Annotated in this window: 17 protein-coding genes; 16 read left to right on the plus strand and 1 reads right to left on the minus strand. The window is 60.1% G+C overall.

Annotation, left to right across the window (positions count from 1 at the left end):
* Positions 1-310 precede the first annotated feature (310 nt).
* The 13 genes from arnB (at position 311) to IB254_RS03430 (ending at position 16,182) form a co-directional block, all read left to right on the plus strand.
* Entirely contained in the window at positions 311-1,459 is a 1,149-nt protein-coding gene (gene arnB / locus IB254_RS03370; RefSeq protein ID WP_192416399.1) for a UDP-4-amino-4-deoxy-L-arabinose aminotransferase, read from the plus strand.
* Positions 1,456-2,475, plus strand: coding sequence for an undecaprenyl-phosphate 4-deoxy-4-formamido-L-arabinose transferase (arnC, locus tag IB254_RS03375; RefSeq protein WP_192416400.1), 1,020 nt, complete (start codon positions 1,456-1,458; stop codon positions 2,473-2,475). The genes arnB and arnC overlap by 4 nt, the downstream gene beginning before the upstream one ends.
* Entirely contained in the window at positions 2,472-4,463 is a 1,992-nt protein-coding gene (gene arnA / locus IB254_RS03380; protein ID WP_192416401.1) for a bifunctional UDP-4-amino-4-deoxy-L-arabinose formyltransferase/UDP-glucuronic acid oxidase ArnA, read from the plus strand. Before arnC ends, arnA begins: the two co-directional genes overlap by 4 nt.
* On the plus strand, positions 4,463-5,347 hold the full coding sequence (gene arnD, locus IB254_RS03385) for a 4-deoxy-4-formamido-L-arabinose-phosphoundecaprenol deformylase (RefSeq protein ID WP_192416402.1): 885 nt from the start codon (positions 4,463-4,465) through the stop codon (positions 5,345-5,347). Before arnA ends, arnD begins: the two co-directional genes overlap by 1 nt.
* Positions 5,344-6,993 carry a lipid IV(A) 4-amino-4-deoxy-L-arabinosyltransferase gene (gene arnT, locus IB254_RS03390; RefSeq protein ID WP_192416403.1) on the plus strand — a complete coding sequence of 550 codons (1,650 nt, stop codon included), beginning with the start codon at positions 5,344-5,346 and terminating at the stop codon, positions 6,991-6,993. Before arnD ends, arnT begins: the two co-directional genes overlap by 4 nt.
* Entirely contained in the window at positions 6,990-7,334 is a 345-nt protein-coding gene (gene arnE / locus IB254_RS03395; RefSeq protein ID WP_008026468.1) for a 4-amino-4-deoxy-L-arabinose-phosphoundecaprenol flippase subunit ArnE, read from the plus strand. Before arnT ends, arnE begins: the two co-directional genes overlap by 4 nt.
* Positions 7,331-7,732: a 4-amino-4-deoxy-L-arabinose-phosphoundecaprenol flippase subunit ArnF gene (arnF, locus tag IB254_RS03400; protein ID WP_192416404.1), complete on the plus strand. Its 402-nt coding sequence runs from the start codon at positions 7,331-7,333 to the stop codon at positions 7,730-7,732. The genes arnE and arnF overlap by 4 nt, the downstream gene beginning before the upstream one ends.
* The gene (locus IB254_RS03405) at positions 7,729-9,108 is read left to right on the plus strand and encodes a UDP-glucose dehydrogenase family protein (RefSeq protein ID WP_192416405.1); all 1,380 of its coding nucleotides are present in this window, start codon (positions 7,729-7,731) and stop codon (positions 9,106-9,108) included. Before arnF ends, IB254_RS03405 begins: the two co-directional genes overlap by 4 nt.
* Before the next feature lie 340 nt (positions 9,109-9,448).
* On the plus strand, positions 9,449-13,081 hold the full coding sequence (locus tag IB254_RS03410; RefSeq protein ID WP_192416406.1) for a toxin VasX: 3,633 nt from the start codon (positions 9,449-9,451) through the stop codon (positions 13,079-13,081).
* Positions 13,065-14,195 (plus strand): hypothetical protein, encoded by a 1,131-nt coding sequence (locus tag IB254_RS03415; protein ID WP_225602234.1) that lies wholly within the window; start codon positions 13,065-13,067, stop codon positions 14,193-14,195. Before IB254_RS03410 ends, IB254_RS03415 begins: the two co-directional genes overlap by 17 nt.
* Positions 14,192-14,368 carry a hypothetical protein gene (locus IB254_RS03420; protein WP_192416407.1) on the plus strand — a complete coding sequence of 59 codons (177 nt, stop codon included), beginning with the start codon at positions 14,192-14,194 and terminating at the stop codon, positions 14,366-14,368. The genes IB254_RS03415 and IB254_RS03420 overlap by 4 nt, the downstream gene beginning before the upstream one ends.
* Positions 14,352-15,482: a hypothetical protein gene (locus IB254_RS03425; RefSeq protein ID WP_225602235.1), complete on the plus strand. Its 1,131-nt coding sequence runs from the start codon at positions 14,352-14,354 to the stop codon at positions 15,480-15,482. The genes IB254_RS03420 and IB254_RS03425 overlap by 17 nt, the downstream gene beginning before the upstream one ends.
* A gap of 97 nt (positions 15,483-15,579) precedes the next feature.
* Positions 15,580-16,182 carry a GNAT family N-acetyltransferase gene (locus IB254_RS03430; protein WP_192416408.1) on the plus strand — a complete coding sequence of 201 codons (603 nt, stop codon included), beginning with the start codon at positions 15,580-15,582 and terminating at the stop codon, positions 16,180-16,182.
* Here the strand turns inward: IB254_RS03430 and IB254_RS03435 are convergent.
* A complete protein-coding gene (locus IB254_RS03435; protein WP_192416409.1) occupies positions 16,085-17,056 on the minus strand; it encodes a LysR family transcriptional regulator in 972 nt (323 codons plus the stop codon). The genes IB254_RS03430 and IB254_RS03435 overlap by 98 nt on opposite strands.
* Positions 17,057-17,352: 296 nt before the next feature.
* Here IB254_RS03435 and argH point away from each other — a divergent pair, with 296 nt between their 5' ends.
* From argH to IB254_RS03450, 3 genes are all read left to right on the plus strand, one after another.
* Entirely contained in the window at positions 17,353-18,780 is a 1,428-nt protein-coding gene (gene argH, locus IB254_RS03440) for an argininosuccinate lyase (protein ID WP_192416410.1), read from the plus strand.
* Positions 18,781-18,930: 150 nt separating this feature from the next.
* Positions 18,931-19,809: an amino acid ABC transporter permease gene (locus tag IB254_RS03445; RefSeq protein WP_008026479.1), complete on the plus strand. Its 879-nt coding sequence runs from the start codon at positions 18,931-18,933 to the stop codon at positions 19,807-19,809.
* Positions 19,810-19,819: 10 nt separating this feature from the next.
* Positions 19,820-20,584, plus strand: a complete 765-nt coding sequence (locus tag IB254_RS03450; protein WP_008026481.1) for an amino acid ABC transporter ATP-binding protein — start codon at positions 19,820-19,822, stop codon at positions 20,582-20,584.
* Positions 20,585-20,606 lie beyond the last annotated feature (22 nt).

Genomic DNA, 20,606 nt, shown 5'->3' on the forward strand with positions numbered 1-20,606 from the left:
CTGTAGGACCTTTCTACTAAAAACGCGATGAACGGCAGTAGTCTGAACACAGGCTTAATAGCTGTCAGAAAAACAATTCGCCGACCGGTTTTTCATGTTCCTTTCACAAAAACGCGCCTAACCTCTCATGAATACGGTGAGCCGCAAGGGGCTCCCAACCTGCCGGTCCAGGCAGGAAAAGTCAATGAAAGCGGATTGTCAGCATGATGAGTCAACTCATTGATGCCGTTTTCAATTGTTCGGCTACGCTTCTATTGGATCCAATATTTATTTAGAGCCATACCACTAAGCCAACAGCCTTGAGGTGCCCATGAGTCAGGCTTTTCTCCCCTTCTCCCGCCCCAGTATCGGCGATGAAGAACTGGCTGCCGTAGAGCAAGTACTACGCTCCGGCTGGATTACTACCGGACCGAAAAACCAGCAACTGGAAGAACACTTCGCCAACTACGTGGGTTGCCGTCATGCCGTGGCACTTTCTTCGGCGACCGGCGCCATGCACGTCACATTACTGGCCTTGGGTATTGGTCCCGGCGATGAAGTGATCACGCCGTCCCAGACTTGGGTCTCCACCGCCAACATGATCTGCCTGCTGGGCGCGACACCGGTGTTCGTCGACGTTGACCGCGACACGCTGATGAGCAATGTGGAGCACATTGAAGCGGCCATCACCCCGCGCACCCGGGCAATCATTCCGGTGCATTATGCCGGCGCCGCGTTCGATCTCGATCCACTCTATGCGTTGGCCGACAAACACGGCATCCCCGTTATTGAAGACGCCGCCCACGCCGCCGGAACCCTCTACAAAAATCGTCACGTCGGCGCGAAAGGCACGGCGATCTTCTCGTTTCACGCGATCAAGAACATGACCTGCGCCGAGGGCGCGATGTTCGTCACGGATGATGAAGCGCTGGCCAGTCGAGTGCGGATGCTCAAGTTTCATGGCCTCGGCGTCGATGCCTACGACCGCCTGACCCACGGGCGCAAACCCCAGGCCCAGGTGATCGAGCCGGGGTTCAAATACAACCTGGCCGACATCAATGCGGCCATCGCCCTGGTGCAACTGCAACGTCTGGATGAGATCAACACCAAGCGCACCGCGTTGGCCAGATCGTATCTGCAACGGTTGGAAGGCTCATCGGTGCAACCGCTGGCGATTCCGACCTACCCGCAGCAGCACGCCTGGCACCTGTTCATCCTGCGCATCGACACCGAGCGTTGCGGGCTGGACCGTGAGGCGTTCATGAAGGCCCTACAGGAACAAAACATCGGCACCGGCATTCACTTCATCGCCACTCACCTGCACACCTACTACCGCCAGCGATTCCCCAACATCTACCTGCCCAACACCGAATGGAACTCGGCGCGCCTGTGTTCGATCCCGTTGTTCCCCGACATGCCCCCCGACGACGTCGACCGAGTGGTCAGCGCAATCGAAAACACTGTGGACAGACGCCTGTGAAACCTTATCCGATCCGTTGTGTGTCAATTGTCATCCCGGTCTACAACGAACAGGACAGCCTGCCCGAACTGCTCAGGCGCACCGAAGCGGCGTGCCAGCAATTGCACCATGACTATGAAATCGTATTGGTCGACGACGGCAGCCGCGACCACTCGGCACAGATACTTGAAGAAGCCGCCAGTCGCGAGTGCAGCCCGGTGGTGGCGGTCATTCTCAACCGCAACTACGGCCAGCACGCGGCAATCATGGCCGGTTTCGAGCAGTGCAAGGGGGATGTCGTCATCACCCTCGATGCCGATCTGCAAAACCCGCCCGAAGAAATTCCACGGTTGGTGGCTCAGGCCGAACTCGGCTATGACGTGGTCGCCACGGTGCGCAACAACCGCCAGGACTCGGCCCTGCGCCGTTGGCCGTCGAAACTGATCAACCTCGCCGTGCAGCGTTCCACCGGCGTCGCCATGAGCGACTACGGCTGCATGCTCCGGGCTTACCGCCGGACCATTGTCGACGCCATGCTCGCCTGCCGTGAACGCAGCACGTTCATCCCGATCCTGGCCAACAGCTTCGCCCGGCACACCACGGAAATCCTGGTGACCCACGCCGAGCGCGAACACGGCGAATCGAAGTACAGCCCCATGCGCCTGGTCAATCTGATGTTCGACCTGATCACGTGCATGACCACCACGCCGCTGCGGTTGCTGAGCATTGTCGGCTTCGCCATGGCCGGACTGGGCGTGGCATTCGCCATGGCGCTGATCGTCCTGCGGCTGGTGTTCGGCGCCAGTTGGGCCGGTGACGGTACGTTCGTGCTGTTCGCCGTGCTGTTCGTGTTCACCGGCGGTCAGTTCATCGGCATGGGGCTTTTGGGTGAATACCTCGGGCGCATGTACAGCGACGTTCGCGCCCGTCCGCGGTTCTTCATCGAAAAAGTCCTGCGCAGCCAGCCGGCTACTCCGGCGCCTGTGGTCACCGTCGACGGCCTCACTTCCACCTCTTCAGATCAGGTTCTCTCATGAGCGCAAAAGCTGTTGTCTTCGCCTATCACGATATTGGCTGTGCCGGCATCGAAACCCTGCTCGCCAGCGGTTACGAGATTGCCGCCGTGTTCACCCATGCCGATGATCCGCAGGAAAACGCCTTCTACGGCTCGGTTGCGCAACTGTGCGCCCGTAAGGGAATTGCGGTGCACGCACCGGAAGACGTCAATCATCCGCTGTGGATCGAACGCATCGCCAAGCTCAACCCCGATTACCTGTTCTCGTTTTACTACCGCCACCTGCTCAGCGAACCGTTGCTGGCCACGGCCGCTAACGGCGCGTTCAACCTGCACGGTTCGTTACTGCCGCGCTATCGCGGTCGTGCGCCGGCCAACTGGGTGCTGGTCAATGGCGAAAACGAAACCGGCGTGACCCTGCACCGCATGGTCAAACGTGCCGATGCCGGCGCGATCCTCGCCCAGAAAAAAGTCGCGATAGAGCGAAGCGACACCGCGCTGAGCCTGCACGGCAAGTTGCGCGTGGCCGCTACCGACCTGCTGCGCGACACGCTGCCGGCGTTGCTCGCCGGAAAAGTCAGTGAAACCGCGCAGGACGAATCCCAAGCCACAGTGTTCGGTCGTCGCACCCCGGCGGACGGAAAACTGGACTGGAAGCGCCCGGCCGAACACTTGTTCAATCTGGTACGCGCCGTGACCCAGCCTTATCCCGGCGCGTTCTGCGCGGTGGGTGAGCACAAACTGATAGTGTGGAGCGCCGAAGTCGCCCAGGGCAACGAAGGTCAGGCACCGGGCCGGGTCATCAGCGTCGATCCGCTGCGCATTGCCTGCGGCGAAGACTCGCTGGTGATCACTGCCGGTCAACGCAACGACAACGGTTTGTACCTGAGCGGCCCGCAACTGGCCAACGAACTGGGGCTGGTCGACGGTTCCGTCCTGCGCGGTGCCGAATCAGGGCGCGCGCCACGTCGCACCCGCGTGCTGATCCTCGGCGTCAACGGCTTCATCGGCAATCACTTGTCCGAACGTTTGCTGCGTGACGACCGCTACGAGGTCTACGGCCTGGATATTGGCTCGGACGCCATCGAACGCCTGCGCAGCCATCCGCATTTCCACTTCGTCGAAGGCGACATCAGCATCCACTCCGAGTGGATCGAGTACCACATCAAGAAGTGCGACGTGGTCCTGCCGCTGGTGGCGATCGCCACGCCGATCGAGTACACCCGCAATCCGCTGCGCGTGTTCGAACTGGACTTTGAAGAAAACCTGAAACTGGTGCGCTACTGCGTCAAATACAACAAGCGCGTGATCTTCCCCTCGACCTCGGAAGTCTACGGCATGTGCCAGGACGCCAAATTCGACGAAGACACCTCCAACCTCGTGGTCGGGCCGATCAACAAGCAGCGCTGGATCTACTCGACCTCCAAGCAATTGCTCGACCGCGTGATCTGGGCGTACGGCCAGAAAGGCCTGAACTTCACCCTGTTCCGCCCCTTCAACTGGATGGGCCCGCGCCTCGACCGACTGGACTCGGCGCGCATCGGCAGCTCCCGGGCGATCACGCAACTGATCCTCAACCTGGTGGAAGGCACGCCGATTCGCCTGTTCGATGGCGGTGAGCAAAAACGCTGCTTCACCGACATCGCCGACGGCGTCGAAGCGTTGGCGCGGATCATCGATAACGACAACGATGCCTGCAACGGCCAGATCATCAACATCGGCAACCCCGACAACGAAGCCAGCATCCGTCAGTTGGGCGAAGAGCTGCTGCGCCAGTTCGAAGCGCACCCGCTGCGCGGCAACTTCCCGCCGTTTGCCGGGTTCCGCGACGTCGAAAGCAAGGCGTTCTACGGCACCGGTTACCAGGACGTGTCCCACCGCAAACCGAGCATCGACAACGCCAAGCGTCTTTTGGACTGGGCGCCGACCGTGCAGATGAGCGAAACCATCGGCAACACCCTGGATTTCTTCTTGCGTGAAGCGATGCTCGAAATCGCGGACAAGCACTGATGCAGGCAGGCCTTCGGATTGATGTCGACACCTACCGGGGCACTCGGGAAGGAGTGCCCCGGCTGCTGGAGATGCTCGATGAAGCGCAGGTCAAAGCGACGTTTTTCTTCAGCGTCGGGCCGGACAACATGGGGCGCCACTTGTGGCGCCTGATCCGTCCGCAGTTCCTGTGGAAGATGCTGCGGTCCAACGCCGCCGGGCTTTACGGCTGGGACATCCTGCTGGCCGGCACCGCGTGGCCGGGCAAACCCATTGGCCGCGACCTTGGGCACTTGATGCGCCAGGCCCGGGATGCAGATCATGAAGTCGGCCTGCATGCCTGGGATCACCACGGCTGGCAGGCCAATGCCGGGCGCTGGAGCGACGCACAGTTGATCGAGCAGATTCGCCAGGGCGTGGACACGCTCGGCGACATCCTCGGGCAAAAAATCGAGTGTTCGGCAGCCGCCGGTTGGCGCGCGGACGAGCGCGTGATCGAGGCCAAGCAGGCTTTCGGCTTTCGCTACAACAGCGATTGCCGTGGCCACAGCCTGTTCCGCCCGATATTGGCCGAGGGTGACTTGGGCGCGCCGCAGATTCCGGTCGACCTGCCGACCTTCGATGAAGTGGTTGGCCCAACGCTCGCGTCCAAGGACTTCAACGGATTCATTCTCGATCGATTCTCCCCGGAAAAACTCAACGTCTATACGGTGCACGCCGAAGTAGAAGGGATTCTGATGGCCAACGATTTTCGTCAACTGCTGGCCGCTGCGCGCCAGCGAGGTATCCGTTTTCAACCCTTGGGCGAATTGCTGCCCAAGGCACCAGGCACCTTGCCGACCGGTCGCGTACTGCGCGGCACGCTCGACGGTCGTGAAGGCTGGCTGGGAGTGCAAGGTGCATGAGTAAACGCTGGGTACTTCCGCTGCTGCTGGGACTTTTCCTGCTGGGCTACCTGCTGCCAATGGGCACCCACGGTCTGTGGATTCCCGATGAAACCCGTTACGCGCAGATCAGCCAGGACATGCTCTTGAGCGGCAATTGGATCTCGCCGCATTTCATGAGCCTGCGCTATTTCGAAAAACCGGTGGCCGGGTACTGGATGATCGCCCTTGGCCAGGCACTGTTTGGCGACAATCTGTTCGGGGTGCGGATTGCTTCGGCCATCAGTACCGGGCTCAGTGTGATGCTGTGTTACTTGATCGCCCGCCGGCTGTGGAACGAGCCACGCAAAAGCTTTGCCTGCGCGTTGCTGTACATGAGTTTCACCGTGGTCGCCGGGCAAGCGGGCTACGCCAATCTCGATCCGCAGTTCACTTTCTGGGTCAACCTGAGCCTGGTCGCCTTGTGGTTTGCGTTGGACAGCGCCACCCGCGCCCGACGCCTGATTGCCTGGGCAACACTGGGCCTGGCCTGTGGCATGGGCTTCTTGACCAAGGGCTTTCTGGCCTGGCTGCTGCCGGTGCTGATAGCCCTGCCCTGGATGCTCTGGCAAAAACGCTGGCGCGAATTGTTGATCTACGGCCCGCTGGCAATTGCCGTGGCCATCGCCGTGAGCCTGCCTTGGGCCTTGGCGGTGCACGCGCAGGAACCCGATTACTGGCGGTTTTTCTTCTGGCACGAACACATCCGTCGGTTCGCCAGTGAGGACGCGCAGCATGACGCGCCGTGGTGGTTTTATCTGCCGTTGCTGGTGGCGTTCAGTCTGCCGTGGGTGGTGCTGCTGCCGTCTGCACTTCGTCAGGCATGGCAAACCCGCAGGCAGGCAAACATCGCTTTCCTGCTGTTGTGGTTGCTGATGCCGCTGCTGTTTTTCAGCCTGAGCAACGGCAAGTTGCCCACCTACATCATGCCGTGCCTGTTGCCACTGGCCTTGCTGCTGGGGCATGCGCTGGCGGATCGCTTGCGGCTGGAGCAAGGCCGGGTACTGGGCCTCAATGGTTTGCTCAATCTCATGCTGGGCCTGACCACCCTCTTCACGCTGGTGTACCTGCAACTGAAAAAACCGCTGTACGACCACGAGTTGCACAACCTGGTGCTGGTGTTCATCGGCCTGATCGGCTGGATCATGGCCAACCTTCTGCAAGCGTTCCGGCCCTTGCAATGCTGGGCAGCGCCGGCCTTCGGCAGCCTGCTGCTGGTCGGGGTCTTGCCGGCGGCCATACCCGAATCGGTGGTGGCGAACAAAATGCCCGACCAGTTTGTCCTTGAGCATGCCCGGGAACTCGGCGAGACCGCCAGTTTGTTGAGCAACGATCTGGGCGCCGCTTCGGCCCTGGCCTGGCGCCTGAAACGCCCGGACGTGGCGTTGTACAACACGATAGGCGAACTGAAATATGGCCTCGCTTATCCTGACGGCGTGTCGCAACGCGTCGACCCTGATCGCGTGCAACAGTGGATGCACGATGCCCGTCAGCGTGGCTCGGTAGGCGTGCTGATGCGGGTCAAGGGTGAAGACGAGCTGCATGAAATCGACCGCTTGCCCAAGGATGGCAAACGCTATGAACAAGGCAACCTTGTGATTTTGATATTCCCTCAGGGTGCGTCATGAGCCTGTTGCTGGTATTGGCGGCCTGCCTGCTGACCTGCCTGGGCCAGATCGCCCAGAAATACGCCGTGGAGAACTGGCGCGGCAAGACGTCGGGCTGGGGCGAAAAACTGCGCTCGCCATGGCTGTGGCTGGCCCTCGCCGCGCTGGGCGCGGGTTTGCTGGTATGGCTGCTGGTGTTGCAGCGACTTGAAGTCGGCGTCGCCTATCCGATGTTGAGCCTCAATTTTGTGCTGATCACCCTGATCGCTCGCTTTGTCTTCCACGAAACCATCGACCGCCGCCACGGGTTGGGCGTGGCGCTGGTGATCGGCGGCGTGATTTTGCTGGGGTTGAACGCATGAGCCTGCGTCGGGGCATCGCCTTCGCCCTGGGCAGCGTGCTGCTCGGCAGTGCCGCGCAGTTGGGCATGCGCTGGAGCATGACGCGCCTGCCGTCACCGGAGCACTTGCTGACCGCCAGCCTCGACCCGAGCGCCGTCGCCGTGGTGCTGGCCGCCATCCTCGCTTACGCCCTGTCGATGCTCAGCTGGCTCCTGGCCCTGCGCGATGTGCCGCTGGGCCGGGCTTACTCGCTGCTGAGCATCAGCTACGCGCTGGTGTACCTGCTGGCCGCCGTCCTGCCGGGGTTCAACGAAGACTTCAGCCTTTCCAAAAGCCTCGGGGTGGCCCTGGTCATTCTGGGCGTCATCACCATCAACGCTCGACCTGCTCACGCGTCCACACTCAGGAGTGACCTATGAAAATCAGTGTATTTGGTAGCGGTTACGTCGGCCTGGTGCAGGCCGCTGTCCTGGCTGAAGTCGGCCACGATGTGGTTTGCATGGACATCGACGAGAAAAAAGTCGAGTTGCTGCAACAAGGCCACGTGAGCATTTTCGAGCCGGGGCTGGCCAGCCTGGTGCGCGAAAGCCTGGAGGCCAAGCGGTTGCAGTTCACCACCGATGAAAAATTCGCGGTGCAACACGGCCAGGTGTTGTTCATCGCGGTGGGCACGCCGTCCCGGGACGATGGTTCAGCGGATTTACGCTACGTGCTGTCGGTGGGTGAAGCGGTGGCCCGCCACCGCGAGCAGCCGGTGATTCTGGTGGAGAAATCCACCGTTCCCGTGGGCACCGGCGATACCTTGCGCACGCACATCGACAAGTGCCTGATCAAAATCGGTCGGTTGCTGCAGTTCGATATCGTCTCCAATCCGGAGTTCTTGAAAGAAGGTTCGGCTGTCGCCGATTGTCGGCGCCCGGACCGTATCATCATCGGTTGCGAAAACGATGACGTGCGCGATGTCATGCGCGACCTCTACGCACCGTTCAACCGCAACCATGACCGGATCATGTTCATGGACCTGCGCAGCGCCGAGCTGACCAAGTACGCCGCCAACTGCATGCTGGCGACCAAGATCAGCTTCATCAACCAGATCGCCGAACTGGCCGAACACCTCGGCGCCGACATCGAATCGGTACGCCTGGGCATCGGCGCCGATTCGCGCATCGGCTACCACTTCATCTACCCCGGCTGCGGTTATGGCGGCTCGTGTTTCCCCAAGGACATGCGCGCCCTGATCCACAGCGCCGAGGAAGCGCATTGCTCCAGCGACCTGCTGCAAGCGGTGGAAGCCATCAACCAGCGGCAGAAACACAAGCTGTTCGAGCGCATCAACGCATTCTACAAAGGCGATTTGCGCGGCAAGACGTTTGCTGTGTGGGGCCTGGCGTTCAAGCCCAACACCGACGACATGCGCGACGCGCCGAGTCGGGTACTCCTGGAATCGCTGTGGGCCGCCGGTGCCAGCGTGCGGGCGTTCGACCCGGAGGCAATGCAGGAAACCCAGCATTTATATCCCGATGAAGCGAAGCTGATGCTCATGGGTACTCCGGAATCTGTGCTGGCCGGCGCTGATGCGTTGATCATCTGCACCGAATGGCAACAGTTCAAGGCGCCGGATTTCAATCTGATCCAGCAACGATTGAAAGCGCCGGTGATATTCGATGGGCGCAATCTGTATGACGCAGACCGGTTGGCGCGCAGCGGGTTTATGTACTTTCCGATGGGGCGCGGTGACTCGCGCAAGTTACCGATTCCGCATCAACAATGGCCAGTGGCTTCAGTTGTTGCTTGATCGTCAAGTCACCGAGTATGCGCCAGCAGTCCCTGACGTTCGGGCTGCTGGCATTGATGCTGTTCAGTGTTGGGGTTTGTCCCTTCCTACGCTTTGCGCCCGCGATACAGCGCCCCCCAGGCCCCATCCCTACAGACCGCTCTTACAACCATGCGTCTTGTGACGAAGGCAGTCGGCACCTGACCGCAGATTACGACTTCACGGAGCCGTCCTACGCCAATTATCGAATCGCCTGACATCAACCAATCGGTTGATCCACGCAAAGTCCCGTGTCTTGAAATAGACACAAGGACCTGTGGATGTTCTGCACTTTCACGCCAGTGGCTTCGGCGGGTCGTCCATGACCCACCCTGCCAACCTCGCGGCGGCGGCCGCCTCGAAAACCGCTATTGGTTCCCCCGGTGCCTGCCCTCTGCGCAAAACCCATGTGCAGTTGCTGCCCCTGCGCTATGGCCTGGTGGAAAAGCCCCTCGATCCCGGCTCTGAACTGAAATTACCCTACGCCCTGACGGCCCGTCCGTTGGGTATTCGTATGCTGCGCGATGGCTGGTTGTATGTGATCGACAGCGTGACCGGTGAACTCCACGAATATCAGGTGCACAACGGTTTGATCAGCGCCCTGCTGCACAAGGGCAAAAAGGTCGACAGCGATCAGCGCACGCCCATTGAGGAACGTCCGGCGCTGATCTTTTCAAGGCGTAGCACGCTGTACGTGACCTTCGCTGAAGTGCAGTGGACAGCGGCGAAATGCGCCCAGGTCCTCGACAGTCGTGAGGAACGCGAACACTTCATGCAGGTCATCGATCTCGGCCCGGTGGATTGCGAAACCGGTGGCACGCACTTGCTCACGGTCGAGCAAGGCAAACAGTGGCTGGCGGAGATTGCGACTGCCCCGGCCCGGCAGGCGCAAGCCGCACAAGACCGCGCTGAACAGGCAGCCGAGTCGCCGCCGGACGCTGTTTTATTGCCGACAGTACAGGTCAGCGACGCCCCCGAGCACGAACGTGAACCCTATCTGTGGGAGCAACCGCGGCGCTTTCGCGAGGCGCACATCGGCGAGTTTCTGGGCCAGGTGCGCGGACCTTATCAGGACGACACGCTGTTCCTGGTGGTGAATGACGACCTCGGTGTGCTGCGCGATCTGGCCGAGTATCAAGACACTGTCGTCGGTTGGGTCGACGACTGGAGCAATGCCGACGCCAACGAACGCGATTACTTGCTGGCCTTTTACATCGAATCCCTGAGCCGGCTAAGTGCCAGGGATATCGGCGGGCTGGCCAAGGCTGACGGCAACCCGAGCGTGCAGGCCTTGTTCGCCGATCTGGAGCAGTTGCCGGAACCGGATCAGGAACACACCCGCCAAGCCTTGCTGGATTATTTGAACAAGGGTGGCAAGGTCGAGCCTGCAGGCGTAGCAACGCCCCCGGAACTGGAGCAATTGCGCAAAGACGCCCATGCCGAGGCGTTTAAATTCGCCAGATACCAGGGCGCCACACCCGACTTCACCGCCCACGGCCGCGCCAGTGACGAGGCGGATCGCCGTTACTACACGCGCCAGCATTTCGAGGTGGCCCCCAAGGATTTCGTCGAGCGTCACCTCGATACCCTGATCAAACTCGGCCATGAGCAAGACAAACGCATAACGGACGTGCTCGAAGGTTCCAGTTTCAGTGGCAAACGCGGGGTCAACGATTTGATCGACCGCCCGGCCATGGACGTGGCGCTGTCTCAGCATCGCGACGACATCAGCCGCTGGAACCGGATGCTCGATCGCATCACCGCCGACCGCACGATGCTGGTGGGTGCCGGTCGCTTCCACCGTTCGGCCTGGTACTACGACGCGCAGGATCAACAGCAACTGCATCAGGCTTTCACCGCCGAATACGCCTGCCTCAAAGACATCTGCCGCAGCGAACACGCCAGCGACATCCTGCTCGGTTATCTGGAGGAACACCCGGAGCTGACACGGCCACTGTTCTACACCTTGCCCCTGCGCCTGCAACCGGAAAAGGCCGCGCAATACACGACGTTGTTCAATGCCGGCATGGGTGTGTTCAACAACTTGCCGCACTGGTTGGCCGAGTTGAACAAGATCGAACAGCTGGGTTTGCCGGCGCTCGACGACCTGCCCGACCCCACCCGCGCGGTCGCCGATGCCGCCCAGCACAGCCTCAGCCCCGCACTGAACCTGGGCTTGAACCGCGTGCTGGAAGGCTTCGACCTGACGGGCGAGAAAATCCCCGACCTCGACGAACTGTTCCGGAAACTGCCCAAGGCCTTGTCGGGACGCATCCTCGACGCCGCAAAAACCACCGGCGTGACCTTCACCGTCGCCAGCCCGGCGGAACACGCGGTGCTGCAAACCACCCTCAAGGAACTGCTGAAGGAGCGCGACTACCTGAAAACCCTGACCCGCGAACGAAACCAGCTCACCCACAACAAAAACCGCCAGGGCCACAAAACGCCGCGGGCGGTGGAGTTGCAGAGCGAGATCGTGCGGGTGCGCGGGCAGTTGACCCAGCTCGAAGGGCGATTGGCCGGGGCGCTGAGCCCGATTGCGGAACTGCCGGATCAGTCGGTGCGGCTGTACGGCGCGACGCAGGCCCGGGCGGGTGTGACGGCGGTGTTTCCGCCGGCGCAGCAGCTGGAGGTGCGGAGTTTGCTGAAGGACATCCGGATTGGGGTGAGCTCGGTGCCGAATGGGCAGTTGATTCGGAGCGAGGGGATGGGGTTGTTGGTGTTTTTGGTGCAGGGGGTGAATTTGGTTTCGGTTTATAGAGAGATGATGAGTCAGACCAAAAACCCCAAGAAACGGGACGAATTCTTTGGAGCTTTGACTGCTACGGGAGCGGCGGGATTTACGGCCGCGCAAAGTCTGGCGGATACCGCTCTGAAGGCGCGTAGCGCTGAGCTCGTGGCCGGGCTTCAACATCATGCGTTGCAGAATGTGCAGGTGTCGATGGGGAAGATGCATGTGGGGCTGGGGTTCTTTACTTACCTTTTTGGTTTTGCCTCTTCAGCCATCAGCCTCCATTCCCAACGACAGAAATGGCAGCAGGCGACACGGACCGGAGATCGCGCCGAACAGATTGGCGCAGCACTTGCCACTTTGGGCGCAGGTGGCATGACGGCTGCTAACGCCTACGGCTTGGGCCAAACCTTGCACGCGGGTTATACCGTCGCGATAGCTGGAAACTCCGCAGCTAGAAAAGCCGCCTGGGCCGCAGCGGGAACAAGACTATCTACCGTGTTCTTCCGCTTTAATCTGGCCGGTGCTCTGTTCACTGTTCTGGAGTTTGGGGGCACCTGGCTTTTCAACCGCTTCAACCTCAGCGCCCACGATAAATGGTTGAAAACCACACCCTGGAGCCTGGATGCCGATCATCGCGGTAACCACACACTGGATGAATATCGGCGCTATCTGGACTACCTGATCAACGCGCCGTATGCGCAACTGGGGCCGAACGAATATGACTCGTGGCTGAAAAACCTGCTGTTGAAAGCCAAACCCAGCGACATTCATCTGGTCCTGCCGAGGTTCAATCTCAGCGACTTCCAACCGCCTCTCAGCGGCAAACCGATTCATCGTCTGGGGATCGGAGCCCGCCGTCTTTCTGTACCTCTCCACAGCCGTGGTGTGCCGCAAGAACGCAAGGAAGTGATCAGCGATGAGGTAGTGGCGAGTCTGCGCCTCGTGCAAGCAGCACCGGATCGGCTGGTGCTATGCCTGCGCTACCCACTGAATCCGGACGCCGAGTTTACCCCGGCGGTTGAAACGCTGGAGCTGGCGGTCTGTATCGAAACCCTTAACGCCAAGGGGATCTGGGAGCCACGGACTCAACTCATTCGGATCAATCCTCACAGTACAGGGCGTTTCCCGGTACTGCCGCCTCAATCCGTCAGCGAATATCCACCGTTGCTGCTGGTTGAAACCCATCTGTTGGAGATGGCCGATCATGCCCACCAAGAGTGATGCCCCAATGCCTGACCCGATCCCCGCACCGTCCCGCAACGCCGGTGATGTCGAGCCGTTTCCCAGTGGCAGGATCACCTATCTCGCGCCGCTGCCCTTGCCGACAGCCATGCCACCGCATGGCCCTCACATCGGGGAACTGAATGAGGTGTACATGGATTTCGGGCTCGGATCACCTCAAGTGTTTATGTGGCAAGTAACATTAGGCGGACCATTCAGCGGCACTTTAATGCTCGCTTTTCTACCACCACTAGTTGCTGGAATCCTCGGGGTCGTTTTCGGTTACAGCCAAGTAGAAATCTGGGACTCGATACTCGGCGTCTATGATGCAAGTTATGGCTACGCGCTATTTAGTGGCTTTTGCTCCCTACTCATCGGCCTGGCCGTCTGGCGCCACAACCACAAAAAACGCCTCAGCATCATCCCCACCCGCTTCAACCGCCAACGCCGCGAAGTCTGCTTCATGCCCGAAGGCGCCACCGAACCCGTCTTCGTCCCCTGGGAATCCCTCTCTGCCTGGGTCATCGAAGCCCAAGGCGCCACCCAATACGGCATCCACCGCCAATACGGCATGGGCATCGGCTATCAGCACGGCGAGACGCTGACCAGCGTCGAATTCCCCTGCTTCGGCCTCTCCTTGGCCATCAGCCACTGGGAAGCGATCCGTGGCTACATGGAACATGAAATCCACGACCTCAAATCCATCCAGGACCTGCAAGACCTGCAAGGCCCCGACGACCCGCCCCGCGAAGGCCTGCACACCTTCCACAACGCCCGCGCACGCCTGCACCGGGAAATCCGCGACGGCCAGCGCAATTGGCTATCGGGATTTTTCTGGTACCTGTTCCACGTCATGACCTTTTGGACGATTCCCAACCACCTGGTCGAATGGGAAGTGCGCCGCCTGCAGAAAATCGGCCCGCAGGCCATGCCCGACGTAATGCGCGAATGGTCCGAGCCGCTGCCGAAAGCACAATGGGCCAAACCCAGCGAAGAACTCGTTCGGATGAGCGCCCAGGTTCGCGCCTTGCACAAACGCCAGCCACGACGACCGATTACCGAGATTTTCGCGGAAGTGCAGCGCTTGAATGCCACGGGCAAGCAGCGCGCATGAGTGTCTTTTTTAAGGTGAAACCCAAGCGTTCAAAGGCAAACAAGTTTCGTGTCCCTATTGGGTATGAGGGGCGTTTCCCGGTCCTGCCGCTGCAATCCATCAGCGAGCATCTGCCGCTGTTACTGGTTGAAACCCATTTGCTGGAGATGGCTGACCATGCCCGCCAAGAGTGATCCCCCAATGCCTAACCCGGTGCCCGCACCGTCCCGCAACGCCGGTGATGTCGAACCGTTTCCCAGCGGGAGGATCACTCATCTCGCGCCGTTGCCCTTGCCGACGGCCATGCCACCGCATGGTCCTCACATCGGGGAACTCAATGATGTGTTCATGGACTTCGGATTGGGATCACCGGAGGTTTTTTCATGGCAGGTCATATTAGGAGGACCACTTAGCGGCACTTGTATGGTTGCATTCTTATTCCCACTCATTGCCGGCTTCATGTTTTTTTTATTTGGGATGGGCTGGGACGACATCACTCACGCAATAGAAGGAGTTTTTCTGGTGTCATACGGAAATGCAGCATTTACCGGTTTTTGCTCCCTACTCATCGGCCTGGCCGTCTGGCACCACAACCACAAAAAACGCCTCAGCATCGTCCCCACCCGCTTCAACCGCCAACGCCGCGAAGTCTGCTTCATGCCCGAAGGCGCCACCGAACCCGTCTTCGTCCCCTGGGAATCCCTCTCTGCCTGGGTCATCGAAGCCCAAGGCGCCACCCAATACGGCATCCACCGCCAATACGGCATGGGCATCGGCTATCAGCACGGCGAGACCCTGACCAGCGTCGAATTCCCCTGCTTCGGCCTCTCCTTGGCCATCAGCCACTGGGAAGCGATCCGCGGCTACATGGAACATGAAATCCACGACCTCAAATCCATTCAGGACCCTCAAGATCTACAAGGCCCCGACGACCCGCCCCGCGAAGGCCTGCACACTTTCCACAACGCCCGCGTGCGCCTTCATCAACAAATCCGTGACGGCCAGCGCAACCGGCTTTCAGGTTTCTTCTGGTACCTGTACCACGTCATGACCTTGTGGACGATTCCCAACCACCTCGTAGAATGGGAAGTCCGCCGCCTGCAGAAAATCGGCCCGCAGGCCATGCCCGACGTCATGCGCCAATGGTCCGAACCGCTGCCGAAAGAGCAATGGGCGAAACCCAGCGAAGAACTCGTGCGGATGAGCGCCGAGGTTCGCACCCTGCACAAACGCCAACCGCGCCGACCGATCACCGAGATTTTTGCCGAGGTGCAGCGCTTGAATCCGACCGACAAACGTCGCTCATGAACGGTGACAACCGTGATGAGGACCATTTCCAATCGTTGCCCACCAACCCATCACCGAACGCAGCCCGAACCTTCGGCAGTTCCTACCTGTGACAGACATGACAATTACTTTACGCCGCGCCTTGATTACTGACGCCCCCGCCCTCCCCGACATCGAACGTTGCGCCGCTGAATTGTTTCGCGCCGAGCCTTCTTTGGCCTGGCTGGCCGACAGCCCTGTGCCCGATGCCGAACACCATCAATGGGCTATCCAGACGGAGCAGGTTTGGGTGGCGCAATCGGCGGAAGGTGTACTTGCAGGTTTTCTCGCTGCGCGGGAAATCGACAACCAACTGCATATTCAGGAACTGTCGGTCAGCCAGCCATTTCAGGGCCGGGGCATTGGTCGAAAGTTACTGTTAACCGCTGTTTCATACGCTCGCGGGCAAGAACTCGCCGGTCTGACTTTGACCACGTTCCGCGACTTGCCGTGGAATGAACTGTTTTATCGGCGCATGGGCTTTGCAACATTGAGCCCTGCTGAAACAGGCCCGCGTTTAACCCAGGTTTTAAACGACGAAGTCGCCCACGGTTTACCCGGCGGGCGCCGTTGTGCGATGCGATTCAGCCTTGAACCGGCACCTTCAAATCAACACCCAACGCCTGGGCAAACGCCTTCACCAACGGACTGCGCACGGTGTTGTGACGCAGGATCAGATTGAACGGCGTGCTGATGTGAATGAGGTCCGGCCGAACCGCGCGAAACTGCCCTTGGGCGACCATCGACGCGGCGTAATGCTGCGGTAGAAAACCCACGAAACGCCCGGTCTTGATCAGCAGCGCCACGGCTTCCACCTGGGTCGCCGAGGCGGAAAAACTGTCGTACCGGGCAAAATTCAGTTTGTCGCGATGGATCGCGTAGCGGTGGTTGATGCACTCGTAATCCTTGAGCACGTTGCTGCCGATTTCTGCGTCCGGCACCGAAAACAAAGGGTGGCCGATCGCGCAGTAAACCTCCGAGCGTTCTTCATACAGCGTGTAATAGTCGAACTCTTCGCGTTTCTGATAAACCGGCACGATACCGGCCACCAGGCGCCCCTCTACGACCCCTCTTTCAATTTCATCCAGTTGTGACGCCTGAAGTTGAAACCTTACTTTCGGCGACTCTTCATTTATCCGTCTAAGCGCTGCAACTAACGGCGAATTAAGATCGGAAATAGTGTTATCAATAACCCCCACGCCCAAGTCGCCAATAAGTTCGTTCTGCGCTGAACTAAGCCGGTCGCGAAAGTTGTCAACCGAGGCAAATAGATCAATCGATGCCTGATACACCAGGCGGCCTTCTTCGGTCAGATGAAAGCCCTCGCGACCTCGGGTGCACAAGCGCATGCCGATACGAATTTCAAGGTCGGAGATCTGTTTGCTGATGGCCGCCAGCCCCACATTCAGCTCGTTCTGCGCCGCACTGAAACCACCGGCTTCGACCACGGCCTTGAACACTTTGAGCAGTTTGAAATCCAGCCCGCTGAGGGCCAGTGGCGCCCGATGCGCCGTTTTTGGCGCCGGGTTTCCGGAATTGGAAAGTGGGGTTTCCATAATGCTTATTTACCTCTGGCGCGCTATTCAACAACCTGTGCCCAACAACAAAAACATAGCCGGCCAATAATAATGAACACAGAAAACCAGGCTTGGCAACCGCTAATAATCCCCGTACTTCAGTGCCAACTCACTGATTTCGAACTACTAAAAGCTGACACTTCGATCAGCTCTCGCAACGCTGCAACTGCCCTCTTGAAAACTGCTTAGGCCGAACCACGCCCGAATTATTTCCGGCGGGTCTTCCCGGCTCTGCGCATCAATTTCAGTTCGCTTTACCGACGAGGAAAACAACAATGTCTCAAACCACCGACCGTCTCTGGGGTGCCCGCTTCAAAAGCGGCCCATCCGAAGCCCTGGCGGCCCTGTCCCGTTGCCCCGAGCGCTACTTTCGCCTGACCCCGTACGACCTCGCCGGTTCCAAGGCCCATGCCCGTGAACTGCAGCGCGCCGGGCTGTTGAGCGAGCAGGAAACCCATACCATGCTGGCCGCGCTGGAAGGTATCGGCGCTGACTTTAAAGCCGGCAGCATCGCGCCAACGCTGGATGACGAAGACGTCCACACCTTCATCGAACGCCTGCTGACCGAGCGCCTCGGCCCATTGGGCGGCAAGCTGCGCGCCGGCCGTTCGCGCAACGACCAGACCGCCAACGACCTGCGTCTGTTCCTGCGGGACCACGTGCGCACCCTGGCCGTCGAAGTGCTGGCCTTGCAACAAGCGCTGGTCGACCAGGCCGAACAACACATCGAAAGCATCTGCCCCGGTTTCACTCACCTGCAACAGGCGCAACCGATTGTCTTTGCTCACCACTTGCTCGCTCACGCCCAATCGATGCTGCGTGACGTGCAACGGCTGGTGGACTGGGACATCCGCACCTCGCTGTCGCCACTCGGCGCCGCCGCCATGGCCGGTTCCGCCATCGCGCGCCTGCCGCAACAGTCGGCCAAGGAAATGGGTTACAGCGGCGTCTGCGAAAACTCCATCGACGCCGTGGCCAGCCGCGATCACGTTGCCGAGTTCCTGTTTATCGCCAGCATGCTCGGAATCAACATTTCGCGCCTGGCGGAAGAATTCTGCCTGTGGTCCTCGCGGCAATTTCGCTGGGTTGCGCTGGACGATGCCTACGCCACAGGCAGCTCGATCATGCCGCAGAAGAAAAACCCGGACATTGCCGAGCTGGCCCGGGGCAAGGCGGGTCGCCTGATCGGCAACCTCACCGGCCTGCTCTCCACCCTGAAATCCTTGCCGCTGTCGTATAACCGCGACTTGAGCGAAGACAAGAACGGCGTGCTCGACAGCGTCGACACCTTGCTGCTGGTGCTGCCCGCCATGGCCGGGATGGTCGCGACCATGAAGGTCAACGTTGAAGAGTTGCGCCGTCAGGCACCGCTCGGGTTCACCCTCGCGACCGAAGTGGCCGACTGGCTGGCAGTGCGCGGCGTGCCGTTCAAGGAAGCCCATGAAATCACCGGCGCATTGGTTCAGGCCTGTGAGAAACACGACATCGAGTTGTGGGAAGCCTCGCCGGCACTGCTGGTCGAGATCGACCCGCGCCTGACCCCGGAAGTGCGCGACAGCCTGACGCTGGAAGCCGCCATCGCCGCCCGTAGCGGTTGGGGTGGTACGGCGCCGCAGCAGGTGCGCGAGCAGATCGGCCGGTTGAAGACCGCCCTCGCCGCGCAACACGAATGGACCGAGAACTATCAGGGCTTCCGCCTCTAACAGCCGCCACGCATAACCCTGTGGGAGCTAGCCTGCTAGCGATTTGGCTCTGTCTGACAACCATTCGCTGATTGACACACCGCAATCGCTAGCAGGCTAGCTCCCACAAGGATCTGCGTTGGATTTGAAAGAACAGTTCGGAGAAACAACATGAGCCAGACTCAGGCAGAACGACTCCAGGCGGAGCGCAAACTGGCGGAAAACCAGTTCGATATCACCCAGTACGATCACGTGCCACGGCGCTATTACGGGCGGATCTTTTTCGCCACGGTCATCGTCATTGCGATCATCGGCCTGGTGCGGGCCTTCGCCGAAGGCAAGATCGAGTGGTCGTACATCGGCCAGTTCCTCACGTCCCAGGCGATCATGTGGGGCTTGCTCAATACCATCGTCATGGCCGTGTTGGCGATGGGGCTGGGCATTGTATTCGGGGTGATCACGGCGATCATGCGCATGTCGGCCAACCCGATCCTGCGCTACGTGGCGGTGACCTACACCTGGCTGTTCCGCGGTACGCCGCTGATCCTGCAACTGCTGTTGTGGTTCAACCTGGCGCTGATCTTCCCCACCATCGGCATCCCCGGCGTGTTCGAAATGGACACCGTAAGCCTGATGACGCCGTTCGTGGCCGCCCTCCTCGGCTTGAGCATCAACCAGGGCGCCTACACCGCCGAAGTGGTGCGCGCCGGTCTGCTGTCGGTGGACACCGGGCAGTACGAAGCCGCCAAGTCGATCGGCATGCCGCGCCTGCAAGCGCTGCGCCGGATCATCCTGCCGCAGGCCATGCGGATCATCATTCCACCGGTCGGCAACGAGTTTATCGGCATGGTGAAAATGACCTCGCTGGCGAGCGTCATCCAGTACTCGGAGCTGCTCTACAACGCCCAGAACATCTACTACGCCAACGCCCGGGTGATGGAGCTGCTGATCGTTGCGGGTATCTGGTACCTGGCCACGGTCACCGTGCTGTCCTTTGGTCAAAGCCGTCTGGAGCGTCGTTTCGCTCGCGGCGCCGGCAAGCGTTCTTGAGGAGTTGAACATGAGAAGCATCGTCAAGGCCGTGAGCCTGAACAAGTATTACGACCATTTCCACGCCCTCAAGGACATCAACATCGAAGTCGAGCAAGGCGAAGTGCTGTGCATCATCGGCCCGTCCGGCTCCGGCAAAAGCACCTTGCTGCGTTGCGTCAACCAGCTGGAAAAGATCGACAAGGGCGGCCTGTGGGTCGACGGCGAGCTGGTGGGTTACCGCATCGTCGGCAACAAACTGCACGAGCTCAACGAGTCGCAGATCGCCCGTCAACGCCTGGCCACCGGCATGGTGTTCCAGCGTTTCAACCTGTTTCCGCACATGACTGTGTTGCAAAACATCATCGAAGGGCCGTGCCAGGTGCTCAAGCGTTCGCCCAAGGAGGCGCACGAAGAAGCCTTGGAACTGCTCGCCCGCGTCGGCCTGGCCGACAAGCGCAACAGCTACCCGATCGAGCTTTCGGGTGGTCAGCAACAACGTGTCGCCATTGCTCGCGCATTGGCCATGCGGCCCAAGCTGATGCTGTTCGATGAACCCACTTCGGCACTCGACCCGGAACTGGTCGGTGAGGTGCTGTCGGTGATGCGCGATCTCGCGCAATCCGGCATGACCATGATCGTCGTCACCCATGAACTGGGCTTCGCTCGCGAAGTATCCAACCGCATGGTGTTCATGGACGGCGGGCAGATCGTGGAGGCAGGAAGCCCCGAAGAAATACTAATAAGTCCGCAAAACCCGCGCACCCAAAGCTTCATTTCTGCCGTTCGAACCTAAGCGCCGGCTGGCGTAACAACAC

It is taken from the genome of Pseudomonas sp. PDM03, from assembly GCF_014852385.1.
Classification (GTDB): Bacteria; Pseudomonadota; Gammaproteobacteria; order Pseudomonadales; family Pseudomonadaceae; genus Aquipseudomonas; species Aquipseudomonas migulae.